This window comes from Methylobacterium sp. Leaf118 (assembly GCF_920984675.1).
GTDB lineage: Bacteria > Pseudomonadota > Alphaproteobacteria > Rhizobiales > Beijerinckiaceae > Methylobacterium.
This window is the reverse complement of sequence record NZ_CAKLBV010000016.1, coordinates 26,641-43,608: the sequence shown is the minus strand read 5'-3', so window position 1 is coordinate 43,608 and position 16,968 is coordinate 26,641. Positions and strand designations below refer to the sequence as shown.

Annotated in this window: 20 protein-coding genes; 12 read left to right on the top strand and 8 right to left on the bottom strand. The window is 71.8% G+C overall.

What is annotated here, in order from left to right:
• Positions 1–43 precede the first annotated feature (43 nt).
• Genes LW587_RS09325 through LW587_RS09315 form a run of 3 tightly spaced genes read right to left on the bottom strand, consistent with a single transcriptional unit; the run spans position 44 to position 1,365 of the window.
• Positions 44–481, bottom strand: coding sequence for a DUF3618 domain-containing protein (locus LW587_RS09325; RefSeq protein ID WP_232629310.1), 438 nt, complete (start codon positions 479–481; stop codon positions 44–46).
• Positions 478–885 (bottom strand): phage holin family protein, encoded by a 408-nt coding sequence (locus LW587_RS09320; protein WP_232629309.1) that lies wholly within the window; start codon positions 883–885, stop codon positions 478–480. Before LW587_RS09320 ends, LW587_RS09325 begins: the two co-directional genes overlap by 4 nt.
• A gap of 12 nt (positions 886–897) precedes the next feature.
• Positions 898–1,365: a hypothetical protein gene (locus LW587_RS09315; protein ID WP_232629308.1), complete on the bottom strand. Its 468-nt coding sequence runs from the start codon at positions 1,363–1,365 to the stop codon at positions 898–900.
• A gap of 508 nt (positions 1,366–1,873) precedes the next feature.
• On the opposite strand from LW587_RS09315, the gene LW587_RS09310 reads away from it, so the two are divergent.
• The 3 genes from LW587_RS09310 (at position 1,874) to LW587_RS09300 (ending at position 6,384) form a co-directional block, all read left to right on the top strand.
• Positions 1,874–3,295 carry an alpha,alpha-trehalose-phosphate synthase (UDP-forming) gene (locus LW587_RS09310; RefSeq protein ID WP_232629307.1) on the top strand — a complete coding sequence of 474 codons (1,422 nt, stop codon included), beginning with the start codon at positions 1,874–1,876 and terminating at the stop codon, positions 3,293–3,295.
• Positions 3,296–3,536: 241 nt separating this feature from the next.
• On the top strand, positions 3,537–5,645 hold the full coding sequence (gene glgX, locus LW587_RS09305; protein ID WP_232629306.1) for a glycogen debranching protein GlgX: 2,109 nt from the start codon (positions 3,537–3,539) through the stop codon (positions 5,643–5,645).
• Positions 5,646–5,757: 112 nt separating this feature from the next.
• Complete coding sequence (locus LW587_RS09300) at positions 5,758–6,384, top strand: TetR/AcrR family transcriptional regulator (RefSeq protein ID WP_232629305.1); 627 nt, start codon at positions 5,758–5,760, stop codon at positions 6,382–6,384.
• Positions 6,385–6,566: 182 nt separating this feature from the next.
• Here the strand turns inward: LW587_RS09300 and LW587_RS09295 are convergent, their stop codons facing one another.
• Positions 6,567–6,911, bottom strand: a complete 345-nt coding sequence (locus LW587_RS09295) for a DUF1330 domain-containing protein (protein WP_232629304.1) — start codon at positions 6,909–6,911, stop codon at positions 6,567–6,569.
• A 156-nt stretch (positions 6,912–7,067) separates the two neighbouring features.
• Here LW587_RS09295 and LW587_RS09290 point away from each other — a divergent pair, with 156 nt between their 5' ends.
• Positions 7,068–7,451: a VOC family protein gene (locus LW587_RS09290; protein WP_232629303.1), complete on the top strand. Its 384-nt coding sequence runs from the start codon at positions 7,068–7,070 to the stop codon at positions 7,449–7,451.
• A 103-nt stretch (positions 7,452–7,554) separates the two neighbouring features.
• Here LW587_RS09290 and pyrF read toward each other — a convergent pair whose 3' ends face one another.
• On the bottom strand, positions 7,555–8,247 hold the full coding sequence (gene pyrF / locus LW587_RS09285; RefSeq protein WP_232629302.1) for an orotidine-5'-phosphate decarboxylase: 693 nt from the start codon (positions 8,245–8,247) through the stop codon (positions 7,555–7,557).
• Positions 8,248–8,364: 117 nt separating this feature from the next.
• On the opposite strand from pyrF, the gene LW587_RS09280 reads away from it, so the two are divergent.
• Together LW587_RS09280 and LW587_RS09275 are read left to right on the top strand one after the other, a co-directional pair.
• Entirely contained in the window at positions 8,365–9,150 is a 786-nt protein-coding gene (locus LW587_RS09280; protein WP_232629301.1) for an FRG domain-containing protein, read from the top strand.
• Positions 9,151–9,224: 74 nt separating this feature from the next.
• Complete coding sequence (locus LW587_RS09275) at positions 9,225–9,578, top strand: hypothetical protein (protein ID WP_232629300.1); 354 nt, start codon at positions 9,225–9,227, stop codon at positions 9,576–9,578.
• A gap of 22 nt (positions 9,579–9,600) precedes the next feature.
• Here LW587_RS09275 and LW587_RS09270 read toward each other — a convergent pair whose 3' ends face one another.
• A complete protein-coding gene (locus LW587_RS09270; protein WP_232629299.1) occupies positions 9,601–10,227 on the bottom strand; it encodes a uracil-DNA glycosylase family protein in 627 nt (208 codons plus the stop codon).
• Positions 10,228–10,321: 94 nt separating this feature from the next.
• Positions 10,322–11,365 carry a substrate-binding domain-containing protein gene (locus tag LW587_RS09265; RefSeq protein ID WP_232629298.1) on the bottom strand — a complete coding sequence of 348 codons (1,044 nt, stop codon included), beginning with the start codon at positions 11,363–11,365 and terminating at the stop codon, positions 10,322–10,324.
• A gap of 118 nt (positions 11,366–11,483) precedes the next feature.
• Between LW587_RS09265 and LW587_RS09260 the strand changes: the two genes are divergently transcribed.
• The 6 genes from LW587_RS09260 (at position 11,484) to LW587_RS09235 (ending at position 16,453) form a co-directional block, all read left to right on the top strand.
• Positions 11,484–11,804 carry a recombinase family protein gene (locus LW587_RS09260; RefSeq protein WP_232629297.1) on the top strand — a complete coding sequence of 107 codons (321 nt, stop codon included), beginning with the start codon at positions 11,484–11,486 and terminating at the stop codon, positions 11,802–11,804.
• Between the two features lie 29 nt (positions 11,805–11,833).
• Positions 11,834–12,142 carry a hypothetical protein gene (locus LW587_RS09255; protein WP_232629296.1) on the top strand — a complete coding sequence of 103 codons (309 nt, stop codon included), beginning with the start codon at positions 11,834–11,836 and terminating at the stop codon, positions 12,140–12,142.
• Positions 12,142–12,945, top strand: coding sequence for a molybdate ABC transporter substrate-binding protein (locus LW587_RS09250; RefSeq protein WP_232629295.1), 804 nt, complete (start codon positions 12,142–12,144; stop codon positions 12,943–12,945). The genes LW587_RS09255 and LW587_RS09250 overlap by 1 nt, the downstream gene beginning before the upstream one ends.
• Positions 12,946–13,001: 56 nt before the next feature.
• Positions 13,002–14,141, top strand: coding sequence for an aminotransferase class I/II-fold pyridoxal phosphate-dependent enzyme (locus tag LW587_RS09245; protein ID WP_232629294.1), 1,140 nt, complete (start codon positions 13,002–13,004; stop codon positions 14,139–14,141).
• A gap of 108 nt (positions 14,142–14,249) precedes the next feature.
• A complete protein-coding gene (locus LW587_RS09240) occupies positions 14,250–15,299 on the top strand; it encodes a hypothetical protein (protein WP_232629293.1) in 1,050 nt (349 codons plus the stop codon).
• Positions 15,300–15,520: 221 nt separating this feature from the next.
• The gene (locus LW587_RS09235) at positions 15,521–16,453 is read left to right on the top strand and encodes a DMT family transporter (protein WP_232629351.1); all 933 of its coding nucleotides are present in this window, start codon (positions 15,521–15,523) and stop codon (positions 16,451–16,453) included.
• Positions 16,454–16,537: 84 nt separating this feature from the next.
• On the opposite strand, the gene LW587_RS09230 is transcribed toward LW587_RS09235, so the two are convergent.
• The gene (locus tag LW587_RS09230; protein ID WP_232629292.1) at positions 16,538–16,825 is read right to left on the bottom strand and encodes a hypothetical protein; all 288 of its coding nucleotides are present in this window, start codon (positions 16,823–16,825) and stop codon (positions 16,538–16,540) included.
• Positions 16,826–16,968 lie beyond the last annotated feature (143 nt).

Genomic DNA, 16,968 nt, shown 5'->3' with positions numbered 1-16,968 from the left:
GTCGGGCCGTCGGCGCAGGTCGCGCGCGGCCGGTCGGGTCGGATCAGGCGCGGCGCTCGCTCGGCAGGCCGCCGGGCGGATCGTGGGGCGGGCGCCCGGTCGGCGCATCGGGGTCGTAGGTGCGGTCGGCCCCCGTGACGATCACGGGCGCCGCCTCGGAGGCGGTCTCGGCGGAGGACGCCGCGACGGGCCGGGAATCGAGCGGGATCACCGCGTGGCGCGTGGGCCGACGGCCGGTCCGCATGCCGTTGAGGATCAGGCCCACGCCGGCCGCGATCAGCAGCACCGGCAGGGGGTTGCGTCGCACCGCATCCAGCGCCTCGTCGTAGACGCTGCCATAGGGCGTGCGCCGGGCCGAGCCGAGCATCTCGTCGACGAGGCTCGACGCGTTCAGGCGCCCCTGGATCCGGTCGATGGTCTCGTCGAGCCGGGCGCGGCGCTGCTCGATGTCCTTCTCGAGATCCGAGATCGATTCGCTCATCCCGAAACCCTTTCCGTCAGCGCGCGGGCATCCTGCCGGACCTGCCGGGAGGTCCGGGTCGGGGCGAGGTTGGACAGGGACATCGCCCGGGCCCCAATGACACCGAGCACCACCGCGACGAACAGCATCCCGCCGCCGACGATCAGCGCCGCGAGCCATTCCGAATTCACCAGCGTCGCCACGTATTTCACCAGCGCGCCGATCAGCACGAGCATCGCGGTCACGCCGAAGACGGCGGCAAGCACCATCATGGCCAGCCCGACGAAGAGCGAGCGGACGTTGTTCGTCATCTCCGTGCGGAAGAGCGCGATCTCCCGGCCGGCGAGTTCGCTCGCCTCGCGCAGGGCCTCCGCGACGAGCGACTGGATCGAGGAGGAGGGAGGTGGAGGAGAGGGATTGGCCATCACGCGTATCCCTCAGGCCCGGAAGCCGTCGTCGTAGGGCTCGGGCTGGCCGGATGCCTTGATGAACCGCGCGAGCAGGAACCCCGCCGCGAAGGTCGCCACCGCCACCGTCACCGGCGAGCGCCGGGCATAGGCCTCGGCCTCGGCGTAGATGTCGTCGAGGCTGCGCCGTTCGATCGAGCCGGACAGGTCGTCGAGCCCCTCCGCCGCGCTGTCGAAGAAGGCGCGGATGTTGGGGCGGTCGTCGAAGGTCTTGCCCGAATCCTTGAGCGACCGGGCGAGGTCCGAGACCGAGCGGGCGGCCTCGCTCTTGCGGTCGTCGACGTAGGACAGGGCGTGCTTGCGGGCCGCGGCGGCGAAGCCCCGGCCACGCTCGGCCGCGACGTGGGCCGTGTCTTCGACATCGTGGCGCAGGTCCTTCAGGTCCGCCGAGCGGGCCGCGGGATCGGTTCCGCCGATGGGATCCGGAGAGGCGGTCATGGCATGGGCTCCTGGGGAGGGGACGCCCCGCGCATCGGCGCGGCGTCTCAACAAAGAATTCGGCCGGAGAACCAACGGCCGCGCCGCACGGTTCCGCTCTCGACACACCGCATCGGCCTCTCGGGGCCCGGCGGGCTGTCGGGTCCGGGAGGCGGCGCGCGCATGGACGGGCGAAGGAGCGGACGACAGGACGGGTCGGCGGAGGCAGACCACACGCGCGATCGCGGCCCCGGGCCGCCACGGGCGCCGTTCGGGGCGGGCGGCTGCGACAGATTCAACCAGCGCGGAGGCGGTCGCCGCTGGTCGGAGCCGGGGATCGACGGGGCGCGATGGCGGACGCGTCCACCCTGGGGAAGCCGGATTGGCCGCTTGACCGGCAGGAAGCGATGCGCTTGGCTGTCTTCCGACGGATCGCGCTTGGCTTCCGCGCGTTTTCACACGGACTTGCAAGACTCTCTGGCGGGCGCGCGAATGTGTGCCCGCTCCACCGAGGACCGGAGCCGGGTTCGTGGCACGTCTGATCATCGTCTCTAATCGCGTCGCCGTGCCTGCCGAGGGCAAGGACGCGGTGTCCGCAGGCGGCCTCGCCGTCGCGGTCAAGGAGGCCTTCGCCTCCTATGAGGGGTTGTGGTTCGGCTGGAGCGGGAACATCCGCGAGAACCCGGACCAGGAGCCGGAGCTGATCGACCGCGGCCCGATCCAGTACGCCGTCCTCGATCTCTCGCCGCAGGACCACCGGGAATACTACGCCGGCTTCGCGAACCGGGCGTTGTGGCCAATCATGCATTACCGCATCGGCCTCGGCACCTTCTCCCGCTCGGATTACGCCGGCTACCAGCGCGTCAACCAGACCTTCGCCCGGGCGCTCGCCAAGCTGGTCGAGCCCGACGACCTGATCTGGGTGCACGATTACCACCTGCTGCCGCTGGCCTCCGAGCTGCGCGGCCAGGGGATCGCCAACCCCATCGGCTATTTCCACCACATTCCGTGGCCGGCGGCCGACGTGTTCAACACCCTGCCGGCCAGCAACGAGCTGCTGCGGTGCATGGCCGATTACGACCTGATCGGCCTGCAGACCGACGCGGACGTGCAGAACCTTTCGCGCAACTTCATCGACACGATGCGGGCGATCCCGCTCGGCGGCGGCGCCCTGATGGTGGATGGGCGGCGCACCCGCATCCGCTCCTTCCCGATCGGCATCGACGTCGCCAGCTTCAAGGAGGCCGCCGACAAGGCCGGCGCCAACAAGGTGGTGCGCGAGACCATGGCGGGCCTGCGCACCCGCAAGCTGCTGATCGGCGTCGACCGGCTCGACTATTCGAAGGGCGTGCCCGAGCGGATGGAGGCGGTCGACCGCTTCTTCGCCTCGAATCCCGATCAGCGCGGCAACGTCGTCTACATCCAGATCACGCCGAAATCGCGCAGCGAGGTGCCGGAATACGAGCAGCTCTCCCGCGAGGTGAACGAGAAGGTCGGTGACATCAACGGCACGCTGGGCGAGCCCGCCTGGACGCCGATTCAGTACGTCACCAAGGCATATCCGCGCCCCGTCCTGGCCGGCCTCTACCGGGCGGCCCGGGTCGGCCTCGTCACGCCGATGCGCGACGGCATGAACCTGGTCGCCAAGGAATACGTCGTCGCCCAGAGCGCGGAGGATCCGGGCGTCCTCGTCCTGTCGAAGTTCGCCGGCGCGGCCCGGCAGCTGCCCGAGGCGCTGCTCGTGAACCCCTATGACCGCTTCGAGGTGGCCGAGGCCATCCGGCAGGCGCTCTACATGCCGCGGGCCGAGCGCCTCGAGCGCTGGAAGCCGATGGCCGATCGCATGCTGCGCGAGGATGTGGACTGGTGGGCCCGCAGCTTCATGGCCGAACTCGAAACCTTCCGCACCGTCGAGCGCGAGCCGCCGCGGGCCGCGGCGGCGGCGGAATAGAGCAAGGTCTCATCGGAGCCTGGCTTCGCGTGTCGCGCGCGCCCTCGATCGGGCGCTGACCGGCGGATCCGGGACCGCGGGAGGGGCCCCGAACGAGGCCGTGGCCGGTCACGCGCGTTTTCTCCCACGGGCGACCCCGACCAAGACCCGGGAGAGAGGCGGCTAACCGCTTCCACCACAGCAACGAATCGGCCTAAGTCCTGAGCGTGGCCCGCCTCGGGCCCGCTTGCGAAGGACCGGGATGATCGTCATCGAGGAGGGCTTGCCGACGCCGCTTGGCGCGCATTTCGACGGCCGCGGCGTCAACTTCGCTCTCTTCTCCCAGAACGCGACCGCCGTCGATCTTTGCCTGTTCGAACCCGGGGCGCGCCACGAGGAGCGCCGCATCCGCCTGCCCTGCCGGACCGACGACGTGTTCCACGTCTATGTCCACGGGATGCTGCCGGGCCAGCATTACGGCTACCGGGTCTTCGGCCCGTGGGACCCGGCGGCGGGCCACCGCTTCAACCCGGCCAAGCTCGTCCTCGACCCCTACGCCCGGGAGATCGCCGGCCGCATCCGCTGGCACGACGCGCTCTACGGGCACCGCCGCGGCGGCGTCCGCGAGGACCAGATCGACCGGCGCGACAGCGCCTCGTTCCTGCCGCGCGGCGTCGTCACCCGGCTCGACAGCCCCGATCCGGTGGCGCGGCCCGCCCATCGGCCGATGCACGAGAGCGTCATCTACGAGGCGCACGTCAAGGCGCTGACCATGACGCATCCGGCCCTGTCGGAGGCGGAGCGCGGCACCTATCTCGGCCTCGCCCATCCGGCGATCATCGAGCATCTGCTCCGGCTCGGCGTCACCGCCCTCGAACTCCTGCCGATCCAGGCCTTCGCCGACGACCGTTTCCTGGTCGAGAGGGGGCTCGTGAACTTCTGGGGCTACCAGCCCTACGCCTATTTCGCCCCCGAGCCGCGCTATCTGGGCGACGGCGACGCCAGCGGCCTTCGCTTCGCCATCCGCGAACTCGCCGCCGCCGGCATCGAGACGCTGATCGATGTGGTCTACAACCACACCGCCGAGGGCGACCATCTCGGGCCGACGCTCTCCTTCCGCGGCATCGACAACGCCAGCTACTACAAGCTCGACCCGGACGACCGCCGGCGCAACCTCGACTGTACCGGCTGCGGCAACACCCTCGATCTGGCCCATCCCCGGGTCATGCAGATGGTGCTCGACAGTCTGCGCCACTGGGTCACCGTCTACGGCGTGGCGGGCTTCCGCTTCGATCTCGCCTCCAGCCTGGGGCGCGCGCCCCACGATTTCAGCCCCCGCGCGGCCTTCTTCCAGGCCGTGGCGCAGGACCCCGTGCTGTCGCGGGTCAAGCTCATCGCCGAGCCCTGGGACATTGGCATGGGCGGCTACCAGCTCGGCGGCTATCCCTATGGCTGGAGCGAGTGGAACGACCAGTTCCGCGACAACCTCCGGGGCTTCTGGCGGGGCGATTCCGGCACCCTCGCCAAGCTGACCCAGGGCCTCTCGGGCTCCCGCGAGATCTTCCTGCCGTCCGGGCGCTCGCCGCTTGCCAGCATCAACTTCGTCGCCTCACATGACGGCTTCACGTTGGCCGACGTCGTCGCCTACGCGGACAAGCACAACGAGGCCAACGGCGAGGACAACCGCGACGGCCACGGGCACAATCTCAGCGCCAATCACGGCGTCGAGGGACCGACCGACGATCCGGCGATCCTGAGCGTGCGGGCCCGTCAGGCCCGCAACATGCTGGCCTGCGTGTTCTTCGCCCAGGGCGTGCCGATGCTGCTGATGGGCGACGAGCGCTCGCGCAGCCAGGGCGGCAACAACAACGCCTATTGCCAGGACAACGCCACGGGCTGGATGGACTGGACCCACGATCCCGATCCGGCGCTCACGGCGTTCGTGGCCAATCTCGCCGCCCTGCGCCGGGTCTGCCGCTCCCTGCGGCGGCGCCACTTCCTGATGGGGGCGGAGGTCGGCGAGACCGGGCTCAAGGACGTGCACTGGCTCTCGCCGGACGCCACCGAAATGGACGCCGCCGCCTGGGCCGAGGGCGGGCGCCAAGCCTTCGGCATGCAGATGAGCAACGACATCGAGGGCTCGGAGCGCGTGCTGATCCTGATGAACGCGGCGGTCGCCCCCTGCGCCTTCGCCCTGCCGCCGGCCCTCGGCGGCCCCTGGCGCCCGGTCTTCGACACCACCCTCGACACCGGAACCGTGCCCGAGGGCAGCCGCGCCCCGGTGAGCGCAGGCGGCACGGTCGCCCTTCCCGAGCGCTCCGTGCTGGTCCTCAAGGCCGCCCCCGCGGTTCCCGCGCCGGAGGCCCCGTGAGGGGCGGCGCGGGCCGCGGGAACAGATTGCCGGCGATCCGATTGGAGGAAGGGACCCGCTCGGCAACGGCCGCTTTGACGCGGCCGGCGGCGGACCTTAGGTACTGACAATCATGCCTGCCGCCACGGCCCGAATCATCCCGCTTTCCGAGGATTGTGCCCCGACGACCCGGGACCGCATCGTCGAGGCGGCGGCGCGCTCCTTCCGCGAGATCGGCTACCAGAAGACCACCGTCGCCGACATCGCCCGCACGCTCAAGATGAGCCCGGCCAACGTCTATCGCTTCTTCGAATCGAAAAAGGCGATCAACGAGGCGGTGGTCGAGCAGGTCACCGGCGAGATCGAGGCGATGATCGCGGCGATCGCCAGCGCCCCGAACCTCGATGCGCCCGAGCGCCTCGCCCGGATCATCACGGCGCTCCACCAGGATTGCCACCGCCGCTGGGAGGCGCATCCGCGCGTCCACGAGATGGTCGAGGCGGCGATGAGCGAGAGCTGGTCGGTCTGCCAAGCCCATGTCGACCGCATCGGCGCGGTGTTCGAGCGCGTGGTGCTGGACGGCGCACGCGCGGGGGCCTTCACGGTCGCTGATCCGAAGGCGGCATCGGTCTGCGTCCAGGCCGCGATCGTGCGCTACTGCCACCCCTTGCTCGTGAGCCGGCAACAGGACACCGCCCTGCCGCCGCTCCCCACGATGATCGCCTTTCTGCTCGGAGCGCTCCGCCCCGCGAAGGACTGATCCGAGCTCCGCTTGATCAAAGCGGAGCTCGGATCAGGCAAGTCCGCGCGGCGTTTGAGCGAAGCCCACATCCGCCATCCCGAAGGGATCAACCGGATTTGGTATGAGGCGAGCCGTCTCCGCTGCGGCGCCTCACAGTGACGGCGTGCGGCGCGCCTTAAACCGGCCGACCGGAGGCCGGATCACTCCGATGCCATGCCGGGCGTCGGCGCCGGTTCCGAAAGATTGGGCTGCGGACCGTCATAGCCCTCGATCACCACGATATCGGCCTCGGCGCCGCCCTTCTGCAGGGCGCGGGCGGACTGGTAGAGGTCCGAATTCCAGCAGGCGAGCGCCTGCTCGTAGCTCGGGAATTCGAGCACCACGTTGCGGGCCCGCGCCGTGCCGGTCACGCCCTCGAACGCGCCGCCGCGCACGAGGAAGCGGCCGCCGAAGCGGGCGAAGGCGGCGCCGTTGGCCGCCGCATAGGCCTTGTAGGCCTCCGCATCCGCCACATCGACCCGCACGATCCAATAGCCCTTGGGCATCGCGTCCTCCTGTCCGGTCCGCCATCGATACCGATCCCTGGCCCCGGGGCAACGCCGGGCGGGCAGGACGGCGTGCATGAAGCCAAGCTTTGTTTTTGATATGTTCTGGTTTCGCGGCCTACCCTGCACCGCCTCGAATCGGGCGGAGACATCGGCATGCAGACCGACCTCACCCTCGGCGCCCGCGACGCCGCGGCCGCGCACGCCTTCGACGCCGCCGTGCTGGCGACGGTCGGCTGGGGGCCGCATGCGGAGTTTCCGGGCTGGCGGGGCGACTCGTTGGGCGCGCGCGGCGAGGGGCTCGTCCTGTGGGTCTGCACGCCCTTCGACGGTGGGGAGGCGAGCGTCGGCAACGGCACGATGATGGGCTTCCCGGCCCCCTCGCGCGCCGCCGCCGATGCGGTCCACGCCGCCGCCATGGCCCGCGGCGGAACCGACGAGGGCGGGCCGGGCCCGAGGCCCCAAGACGGCCCGGACTGGTACGCCGCTTCTCTGCGGGACCCGAGCGGCACCAAGCTCGCCGCGGTGTTCGACGGCTAGAGAGTCCCTCGCGCGTGGCCTCGCCGATCGGCGCGCCGACGGAGTCAGGGGAAGGTGTTGGGAGGGACTTTTCAGAGCGACCCAAACGGGCCGACGCCGCGCGTCAGGCCATCTCGGCCACGATCCTCTCGGCGACGGCGCGGGGGTCGGCGGCCCCGGTGATCGGGCGCCCGACCACCACGTGGTCGATGCCCGCCGCCCGGGCCTGGCCCGGCGTCATCACCCGCTTCTGGTCGCCCAGATCCGCGCCCGCGGGGCGGATGCCGGGCGTCACGATCAGCCCCGCGGGGCCGATCTGCGCGCGCACCGCCCTCGCCTCGGCCGCGGCGCAGACGATCCCGTCGATGCCGATCTCGGCCGCCTGGCGCGCGCGCTGCGCCACGAGCGCCGCTACAGGCAGGGCATAGCCGGCCTCCGCCGCGTCCGCGTCGTCGTAGGAGGTCAGCACCGTGACCGCCAGAATCTTCAAGCCGTTTCCCCGCCCGGCCACGGCGGCCCGCATGGTCTGGGGATAGGCGTGCACGGTGAGGAAGGTCGCCCCGAGATCGGAGGCCGAGCGCACCCCCTCCTCGACGGTGTTGCCGATGTCGTGGAGCTTGAGATCGAGGAAGGTCTTCTTGCCCTGCGCGGCGAGCCGCTCGGCGAAGGCGAGGCCGCCCGCATAGGCCAGCCGGTAGCCGATCTTGTAGAAGGTCGCGGCGTCGCCGATGCGCTCGACCAGCCGCTCGGCCGCGCCGATATCGGGCAGGTCGAGGGCGACGATCAGGCGGTCGCGGGGGTCGAGGAGCGGAGGCATGGAGACGCGACGCATGAGGAGCAGGCCGGCGAACTCCTGCGCCACGCGGGAGGCGTATGCAATGTCCGATTTTCATCCTACCGTTGCAGAGCGTCCCGAAATCACTTGGAATCGAACGTGGCCCTGCGGACCCTCCCGAACCCCGCGCTCCGCATCCGGCGCCACCTGACCCTGTGGAGGGCGTTCCTGGATTGGTGCGACGACCATGCCAGCGAGCTTTGGGTCTATCGCGGCCTCGGCGACAGCGCCTTTCCTCTTGTCCCGGGCATCGGGCGCAGCCGCTACGCCCTGGCCCGGGAACGGGCGGCCTTCGAAATCTTCGAGCGCAGGGCCGCTGAGTTCGTCGAGCTGTCCCGCATGAGCGAGTGGGACAAGCTCGCCCTCGCGCAGCATCACGGTCTGCCGACCCGCCTGCTCGACTGGACGGCCAATCCACTCGTGGCGGCCTTTTTCGCGATCCAAGCCCAGCCGGGTCCCATTGCCGCCAAGCCCAGCGGAACCCGAAGCACCAAGGCGATCCGAATGACGCCGGAGGCCACGGTGGTGACGGCGCGGGTCGTCGCGATCCGGGCGACCGCGCGCCTGACGATCGACCCGATCAAGGAGCCCGACCCTTTCGCCATGCGCCGCGTCGGCTTCATCCTTCCGCGCTCGGTGACGACACGGATCGTGACGCGAGGCGGCCTGTTCAGCGCCCACCCGATACCCGATCAGCCCTGGATCGAGCTGCCTTCCGATGCCGAGCACATGTTCGACATCCCCGGCGACGCGCGGGCTTTCTTCCAACGCAGGCTGTTCTTTTTCGGAATCGATCAGCAGCGTATCATGAGCGGCTTCGATGGGCTCGGCGCCCGGAACGCGTGGCAGCATGCGAGTGGGATCGGATTGGGCGGCGGCACCTGAGCGGCGCGAACGGGGGCCGGTTCGGCGCCCCCGGTTCCTCTGGGTCCGTTGAGAGAGTTTAAGGTCAGGCGCCCATGGTCGAAGAACAACTCCACCCTGTTCGCGAAACGGAAAAGATCGATCGGATCGTTCAGGCGATCCAGGCCTTCGACATCACGGCCTCGGCCGGCTGGCAGCGTCTCGACGATCTGTCGGCGCGAACGGAGGTTCAGAGCGTCGAGCCGACACCGGAAGGCATCTTCGAGACCACCGATGCCTCGGGGTTCGAGGCCGTCGGCAGCGTCTACGTCAAGCTCAACTACGGCCGCAGTCCGAGGGCCCTCTCGATGGCGGATTCGTACCCCTTCCACGCCTTCGGGCACTTCGCCGAAGATGGGGCGGCCGTCATCGATAAGGTCGAGGTCAGTACCGACGCCGTCTCGGGATAGTCGGCACGAAAGAGCCGTCTCATCATGAGGCCAACGCGCCCGCGACCTCGGCTTGCAGCACCGGCAGCAGCTCCGCCTCGAACCAGGGGTTTTTGCGCAGCCAGCCGTTGTTGCGCCAGGAGGGATGGGGCAGCGGCAGCACCCGGGGCCGGGACGACCCCTCCAGGATCGTCCGCCAGCGCGCGACCGTTCCGGTCAGGCCGCCCACGCGCGCGTCCGGCGGCAGATGCCAGACCTGGGCGTATTGGCCGATCACCAGGATCAGGTCGAGGCGTGGCAGCCCGGCGAGGAGGGCGGCCCGCCATGCGGGCGCGCATTCCCGCCGCGGCGGCCGGTCGCCGCCCTTGGCGTCGAGGCCCGGAAAGCAGGCGCCCATCGGCAGGATCGCGACCATGCCGGGATCGTAGAACGCCGCCTCGGACAGGCCGAGCCATGCCCGCAGGCGCTGGCCCGACGGGTCGCTGAAGGGCACGCCGCTGCGGTGGGCCCGGTTGCCCGGGGCCTGGCTCGCGATCAGGAGCCGGGCGGTGGCGCGGCCCTGCACGATGGGCCGCGGCTCGTGCGGCAGCGGCGGCCCGTGGCGGGGCGCGTCGCGGCAGATCCGGCAGGCGCGCAGGCGGGCGGCCGTGGCGTCGAAGGCGTCGGGCATGGCCTCGGAGATGGGGCGGGGGCGGGGCCGCCGCGATGCGTCACCGCGCCCGGCCGGCCCTCGGCGCCCGGGGGCAGGCCGCATGGAACCGGGCTCAGCCCGCCGCCGCCTGCGCGGGGCGATAACCGGGCGTGCGGGCCGCGCCGGCCCGGACGGCCTCGATCAGCGCGTCGAGCACGGGCACGGCAAGCGAGCGGCTCGCGGCGAGATAGTAGGTTTCCCAGCCGACCGACAGGAAATCGAGGCCGAGCCGGTCGGCCGCCGCCCGTGCTCCGAGCCCGGCATCGGCCGCCCCGCAGGCGATCATGGCCGCGACCGCCTGATGGGTGAATTCCTCGACCCCGTAGCCGTGGATCGCCCCGGGGGCGAGCCCCGCCTCCGCCAGCATGCGGTCGAACCAGCTGCGCGTGCCCGAGCCCCGCTGGCGGTTGACGTAGCGCACGCCCGGCGCCGTCAGATCGGCGAGGGTGCGGATGCCGAGGGGATTGCCGGAGGCGAGCAGCAGGCCCTGCTCGCGCTCGAACAGCGGGTGCGGGACGAGCCCGGCACTCAGGCTGACGCCGGAGAAGGGCGCCTCGGCCCGCTCGGGGGCCAGCGCGCCGCAATGGAAGCCGGCCGCATCGACCCCGCCGTCGAGGAGGAGCTGCACCGCCGCGCTGCTGCCCATCACCGACAGCGCGACCCCGCCGTGGTCGGCCGGGATCTCGCGCAGGACCTCGACCAGCAGCGGGTCGTGGCTGGCCGCCAGGGCCAGCGTCCCCCCTCGCCCGGTGAGCAGGCGCCGCAGGCGGTGCTCGATGGCGCGGGTCTCGCGCACGAGGCCCGGTTCCAGCTCCGAGGCCGCGGCGGAAAACGCCTCCGCCAGGGCGGATCCGAATGCCGTGAGTTCCGAGCCCTGGCCGCGGGTCTTGCGCACGAGCGGCTGGCCCAGGGCCGTCTCGCAGGCCTGCACCCGGGCCCAGGCCGCGCGGTAGGACAGGCCGAGGGTGTCGGCAAAGCCCTTGATCGACCCCGTCCGGGCGATCGCCTCGAACACGGTCATCAGGTCGAGCACTTCGAGCGGCTTCGAACCGACCCAGACCGTCCCGCCGAGCTTGAACGCCACGGCGACGGGCGGCTTATCGGAAGTCGCATTCATATTGATGGGGCTCCAATTGTCATAGACAACCAAATACCCTGAAAGTCCGGGACGTGTCGTGGCTCGGTGAACGACGCCCCCACGCATCGTTGCGGAAAGGCAGTCCCTCCCCTTGCCGATGCCCTCTGACCTCGACACGACCGCCCTCCAGGCCGGGAATCTCCGGCCGCGTCCGCCCGTCGAGAGCCGGAGCGAGGGGCCACGGGCCCAGCGAAGCCGGGAACGGGCGAAGGCGGTCGCGCCGATCCTGAACGAGATTCGCGCCGCCGGCGCGCTGACGCTGGAGCAGGTGGCCAATGCCCTCAACGCCCGGGGCGTGCCCTCGGCGCGGGGGCGGCGCTGGTACCCGATGCAGGTGGCGCGGGTCGAGAAGCGTCTCGCCGCCGGGCCGGCCGGACGCCGCGACGACCGGTCCTTCGAACACCCCCGTCATGCCTGATGTCAGCGAAGCGATCGGAGTCTTGCGGGATGGCTGAGCCTCCGACCGTCAGCGATCTCTTCAAAGCCAAGGCGCTTACCGACGAGCAGGTGGACGCGGCCGTCGAGCAGTACCTCGCCGAGCCTCGGACCACGGCGCATCCGATCACGGAGGGCTACACGGTCGATCTCGCCGCGGCGGTCGCCGGGCATCACTGGGCGAGCCAGATCACGGCCAATCCCGGGACCAATTCCGTGCTGAAGCGGGCGGCGGTCCAGACCGCGATCCTCCTCGCCCGGGCGCGCCGGGCGCGAACCGGGGCGAAACGGAAACGCCCTCTCCCCGAGGCCGGGACCTGATGCGACGGCTTCTCGCCGCCGCGATGAGCCTCCTGGCCCTGCTCCCCGCCTCCGGCCACGCCGCGGAGGCGGTTCTCCTGCATGCGGCGGGAAGCTTGCGCGATCCCCTGACCGAGGTGGCGCGCGCCTTCGAGGCGGCCGAGGGCGCCGCCGTCACGACGACCTTCGGCCCGTCCGGCCTCCTGCGCGACGCGATTGCGGGGGGAACGAAGGCCGAGGTGTTCGCCTCGGCCAACATGGAGCATCCCCGCGCCCTCGCGCAGGCCAAGCGCAGCGGTCCCGTCGTCCTGTTCGCGCGCAACCAGCTCTGCGCGCTGGTCCGGCCCGGCCTCGCGGTGACCACCGCGACCCTCCTCGACCGGATGCTCGATCCGCAGATCAAGCTCGGCACCGCGACGCCGAAGGCCGATCCCTCCGGCGACTACGCCTGGGAGGCCTTCGGCAAGGCCGAGGCCGTGCGGGCGGGCAGCTTCGCGGCCCTCGCGGGCAAGGCCCTTCCACTCACCGGTGGGGCCGCGAGCCCGAAGCCGCCCACAGGCCGGAGCGTCTATGGCAGCCTCGTCGAGCGGGGCGAGGCGGATCTGTTCCTGACCTACTGCACGAACGCCCGCGCCGCGGCGCGCGAGGTCGAGGGGGCCGGGGTCGTGGACCTGCCGGAGGCCCTGGCCGTCGGCGCCGATTACGGTCTCACGGTCATGAACGGGTCCTCCGAGGCGGCCTACCGGCTGGCCCTGTTCATCCTGTCGCCCGAGGGCCGCGCGATCCTGTCCCGCCACGGGTTCCGGACCTCCGGCGCGCCGTGAGCGCCCCGGGTCTCGCGCCGCTTGACAACGGGCCCGCGGCGACGCTGTGAGGCGCCATGTCCGACAGCCTCGACGCCTTCGCGCGCGACAAACTCGCCGACCTGGACGCCGCCGCCCTGCGACGGCGCCTCGTGACCACCGCCCGCGGACCCGGCGCCCGCGCCGAGCGTGAGGGGCGCAGCCTCGTCTCGTTCTCCTGCAACGACTATCTCGGACTCGCCCACGATCCGCGGGTGATCGCCGCCGCCACGGAGGCCCTCGCCCGCTACGGCGCCGGGACCGGCGCGTCGCGGCTCGTCACCGGCAACGCGCCGCCGCTCGTCGCCCTTGAGGAGCGGCTCGCCCGGCACAAGGGCAAGGAGGCCGCCCTTGTGTTCGGCTCCGGCTACCTCGCCAATCTCGGCATCGTCCCGGCGCTGGTCGGGCCGGGCGACCTGATCCTGATCGACGAACTGGGCCATTCCTGCCTGTTTGCGGGCGCGCGCCTGTCGGGGGCCGAGGTGCAGCGCTTCCCCCACAATGGGCTCGAGGCGTTGCGCGCGGCGCTGCGCGCCCGTCGCGGCGCGGCCCGGCACGTCCTGATCCTCACCGAGCGGATCTTCAGCATGGACGGCGACCGGGCGCCGCTCGCCGAAATCCTGGCCCTGGCCGCGGAGTTCGACGCCTGGACCCTGGTCGACGACGCGCACGGCCTCGGCGTGGTCGAGCCCGGCGCCCGGGCCCCCCTGGAAATGGGCACCCTGTCCAAGACCTTGGGCTCCTATGGCGGCTATCTCTGCGCCGCGCGGCCCGTGATCGACCTCCTGACGAGCCGGGCCCGCAGCCTCGTCTACACCACCGGCCTGCCGCCGGCCTCGGCGGCGGCGGCGCTCGCCGCCCTCACCATCGTCGAGACGGAACCGGACTGGGCCGCCCGGCCCCTGGCCCTCGCCCGCCGCTTCACCGAGCGCCTCGGCCTGCCTGCGGCGCAGAGCCCGATCGTGCCGGTCCTGGTCGGCGCGGCCGAGGCGGCGCTCGCCCTCTCGGCCGCCCTCGAGGCCCGCGGCTTCCTCGTCGTGGCGATCCGCCCGCCGACCGTCGCCCCCGGCACCGCGCGCCTGCGGGTCGCCTTCTCGGCGGCGCACGACGAGGCCCAGGTCGACGCGCTCGCCGCGGCGCTGAGAGACCTCGCGCCGGACCTCGTCGCGGCGGCCTGATCGAAGCCCGCCCCGGCAGGACGGGAGGAGCGGCGGGAGGATTTGCCCCCAAGATCCGGGGAATTCTGGCCAGCGTGACGCCCGGGCCGCAGTCTCGGAGCGGCTTGCGTGGCAGACCATGAGGCTGCGGATCGCTCCTCCGGCAACCCGATGGCGCCCCCTCTTCGCCTCCCCGTCCTCCTCCTCCTCGCGGTGCTCGTCCTGAGCGCCACCCCCGTCGGCGCGGCCGGGCCCGCGTCGGATGCCGGGCAGAGGGCGGGGCAGAAGGACGAGCAAGGGGGCGGGCATGGGGGTGAGCAAGGGGACAAGACGACGGGCGAGCGGACCGAGGGCGCGGACGACGAGGTCGACACCGAGAACCTGTTCGGCTTCACCGAAGGGGCCGAGGCCGGCAAGCGGGGCGAGCAGGAAGTCCTGACCGATACGACGATCCGGGCCGGCAAGCGCCGGGCGGGGCCGGGGCGCTCGGGCTTTTCGGCCGCCAACACCCGCCTGACCTATCAATACGATCCGGCCGACGGGTTCAGCATCGAGACCAGCGTGTTCGCGGATCTGCGCCGGGTGCGGGCCGTCGAGGGCCTGCCGGACAAGGATTACGGCACCTTCGACGGTGCCTCGCTCGAGCTGAAGTACCAGTTCCTGCACGGCTCGAACGCCCAGCCGCTCGGCCTCGCCCTGGAGATCCGGCCGAGCTACCGCCGCGTGCTGGCGACCGAGGGACGGGGCGCCGATCTCTTCGACATGGAGAGCGTGATCGAGGCCGATGTCCGGCTGGTGCCCGACCGGCTGTGGTACGGCACCAATCTCAGCATCGACCCGTCGGACGGGCGCCTGCGCGGGCGCGGCGCGGCCGAGCGATCCTCGCTCCTCCTGTGGTCGCACGCTCTCGCGGCCCGGGTCGCCGAGGACACCTTCGTCGGACCGGAGCTGCGCTACAGCCGCACCTATGACGGCCTCTTCCTCAACCGCTTCCGCGGTCGCGCCCTCACCCTCGGGCCGACGCTCTACCGGACGCTGCCCCGCGGGGCCTATCTGATCCTCGCCTACGCCGCGCAGATCGCCGGCCACGACCGCGAACTTGCCGACCCGCGCCGGGCGTTCGACCTCCGGCACTACGAGCGGCACGCCGTGCGGGTGAAGTTCGGCGTGGAATTCTGAGGCGCCTCGGCGCGGGATGCGTCGGCCCCCGCCCTGGTCTATAGGATCGGCCCGAGGGACGGGCCCCGGCTCTCGCAAAAAGCCGATGCGGCGCAGGATCTTAGGAACGCATGCTGGATCCGGTCTCCGGGACGATTCGCACCGACGGCGCCGGAGCCCTCACCGCGAGAGGAGCCTGACCGGTGCCTGCGGACCACGACGCCCGGGCCCAAGGAGCGAACCTGGCCCAAGGGGCGAACCTGGCCCAAGGAGCGACCCCGGCGCCGCGCCGTGATCCGCGCCGGCTCGTCGGCATCGCCCTGATGTGCGCCGCGCCGGTCTTCTTCGCGAGCCTCGACGCCACGGGCAAGCGGCTCGCGGCGGAGGGCGTCGACCCGCTTCTGACGACCTTCATGCGCTACGCGGTCAACGTCGCGCTGGTCACGGCCGTCCTCAACCCGGTGACCCGGCCCGGCGTGGCGCAGACGCGCCGCCTCCCCCTGCAGGTGCTGCGCTCGCTGCTGCTGTTCGGCTCCACCGCCTGCAACTTTCTCGCCCTGCGCTCGCTTCAGCTCGCCGAGACGGTCTCGATCCAGTTTGCGGCGCCGCTGGCGGTGGCGCTGCTGGCCGGGCCGCTCCTCGGGGAATGGTCGTCGCGCCTGCGGCTCGCGGCGGTGGCGACGGGGTTTCTCGGCGTGCTCGTGATCGTGCGGCCCGGCGCGCTCGCGGCCCAGCCGGCGATGCTGTTCAGCCTCGGCAACATGCTCTGCTACGCGCTCTACCTGATCGTGACGCGCAAGCTCGCGGCCACCGATTCCTCGGCCACGACGGTGTTCTACACGGGGCTCGCCGGTTTGGCCGTGATGGGCCCGTTCCTGCCCTGGATCTGGACGGCGCCTGCCTCGGCCGCGGTCTGGGCCATGCTGGTCGCGGTCGGGCTGTTCGGCACGGCCGGGCACTTTCTCCTCGTGCTGGCCCATGCCCGGGCGCCCGCGAGCCTGCTCGCGCCGCTGATCTACACGCAGATCCTGTGGTCGATGCTGCTCGGCGCCTGGCTGTTCGGCGACGTGCCGAGCCCCTGGACGCTCCTCGGCGCCCTGATCATCGTGGCCTCCGGCCTCGTGCTCATCGGCGAGGACCGGATCGCGCGGAGGTGGGCGCGGCCGCGGGCGTGACGGGTCTCCTGAGAGGCCGGGCGCCCGCGCGGCGCCCTCCCGGCGTGGCGGGCGGAGCGCTTCGACGCCCTCCGCCCCTTCGCCTCAGCGGTAGCGGCGGTCGTGGTGATGGCGACGGTGATGGTAGCCGCGCTGCGAGCGCATCCGGGTGCGGTAGGCGCGCCGGCCCGGATCGATGCCGAGCACCCCGTTGACGCCGCCGACGGCGCCGCCGACCGCGCCGCCCACCACGGCGCCGATCGGACCGCCGACGCGATTGCCCTCGGCAGCACCGCGCTGCATGCCTCCCGGAACGCCCTGGGCCTGGGCCTCGCCCGACAGGGGCATGAGGCAGAGCATCAGCCCTGCGGCAGCGGCGGCGAGACGGATCATGGCGTGTTCCTCGTTTCTCGGATCGGAGCTGGGATCGGGCGGGGACAGAGGCCGGCCCCGCGCCCGGACGGGAACCCAACGAAGCTTGAGCGTTCGGGTTCCGGGCCGCCGGCTTCGGGGCATGCCGGCGCGGGCGGCCCGCG

Excerpts from the sequence above, each read along its gene's own strand:
- LW587_RS09275 (WP_232629300.1), top strand. The coding sequence starts at position 9,225 with ATGGTCGAAGAACAACTCCACCCTGTTCGCGAAACGGAAAAGATCGAT.
- LW587_RS09245 (WP_232629294.1), top strand. The coding sequence starts at position 13,002 with ATGTCCGACAGCCTCGACGCCTTCGCGCGCGACAAACTCGCCGACCTG.
- LW587_RS09315 (WP_232629308.1), bottom strand. The coding sequence starts at position 1,365 with ATGACCGCCTCTCCGGATCCCATCGGCGGAACCGATCCCGCGGCCCGC.
- LW587_RS09295 (WP_232629304.1), bottom strand. The coding sequence starts at position 6,911 with ATGCCCAAGGGCTATTGGATCGTGCGGGTCGATGTGGCGGATGCGGAG.
- glgX (WP_232629306.1), top strand. The coding sequence starts at position 3,537 with ATGATCGTCATCGAGGAGGGCTTGCCGACGCCGCTTGGCGCGCATTTC.
- LW587_RS09250 (WP_232629295.1), top strand. The coding sequence starts at position 12,142 with ATGCGACGGCTTCTCGCCGCCGCGATGAGCCTCCTGGCCCTGCTCCCC.
- LW587_RS09255 (WP_232629296.1), top strand. The coding sequence starts at position 11,834 with ATGGCTGAGCCTCCGACCGTCAGCGATCTCTTCAAAGCCAAGGCGCTT.
- LW587_RS09320 (WP_232629309.1), bottom strand. The coding sequence starts at position 885 with ATGGCCAATCCCTCTCCTCCACCTCCCTCCTCCTCGATCCAGTCGCTC.
- LW587_RS09270 (WP_232629299.1), bottom strand. The coding sequence starts at position 10,227 with ATGCCCGACGCCTTCGACGCCACGGCCGCCCGCCTGCGCGCCTGCCGG.
- LW587_RS09325 (WP_232629310.1), bottom strand. The coding sequence starts at position 481 with ATGAGCGAATCGATCTCGGATCTCGAGAAGGACATCGAGCAGCGCCGC.
- LW587_RS09265 (WP_232629298.1), bottom strand. The coding sequence starts at position 11,365 with ATGAATGCGACTTCCGATAAGCCGCCCGTCGCCGTGGCGTTCAAGCTC.
- pyrF (WP_232629302.1), bottom strand. The coding sequence starts at position 8,247 with ATGCCTCCGCTCCTCGACCCCCGCGACCGCCTGATCGTCGCCCTCGAC.
- LW587_RS09230 (WP_232629292.1), bottom strand. The coding sequence starts at position 16,825 with ATGATCCGTCTCGCCGCCGCTGCCGCAGGGCTGATGCTCTGCCTCATG.
- LW587_RS09260 (WP_232629297.1), top strand. The coding sequence starts at position 11,484 with ATGCCCTCTGACCTCGACACGACCGCCCTCCAGGCCGGGAATCTCCGG.
- LW587_RS09300 (WP_232629305.1), top strand. The coding sequence starts at position 5,758 with ATGCCTGCCGCCACGGCCCGAATCATCCCGCTTTCCGAGGATTGTGCC.
- LW587_RS09290 (WP_232629303.1), top strand. The coding sequence starts at position 7,068 with ATGCAGACCGACCTCACCCTCGGCGCCCGCGACGCCGCGGCCGCGCAC.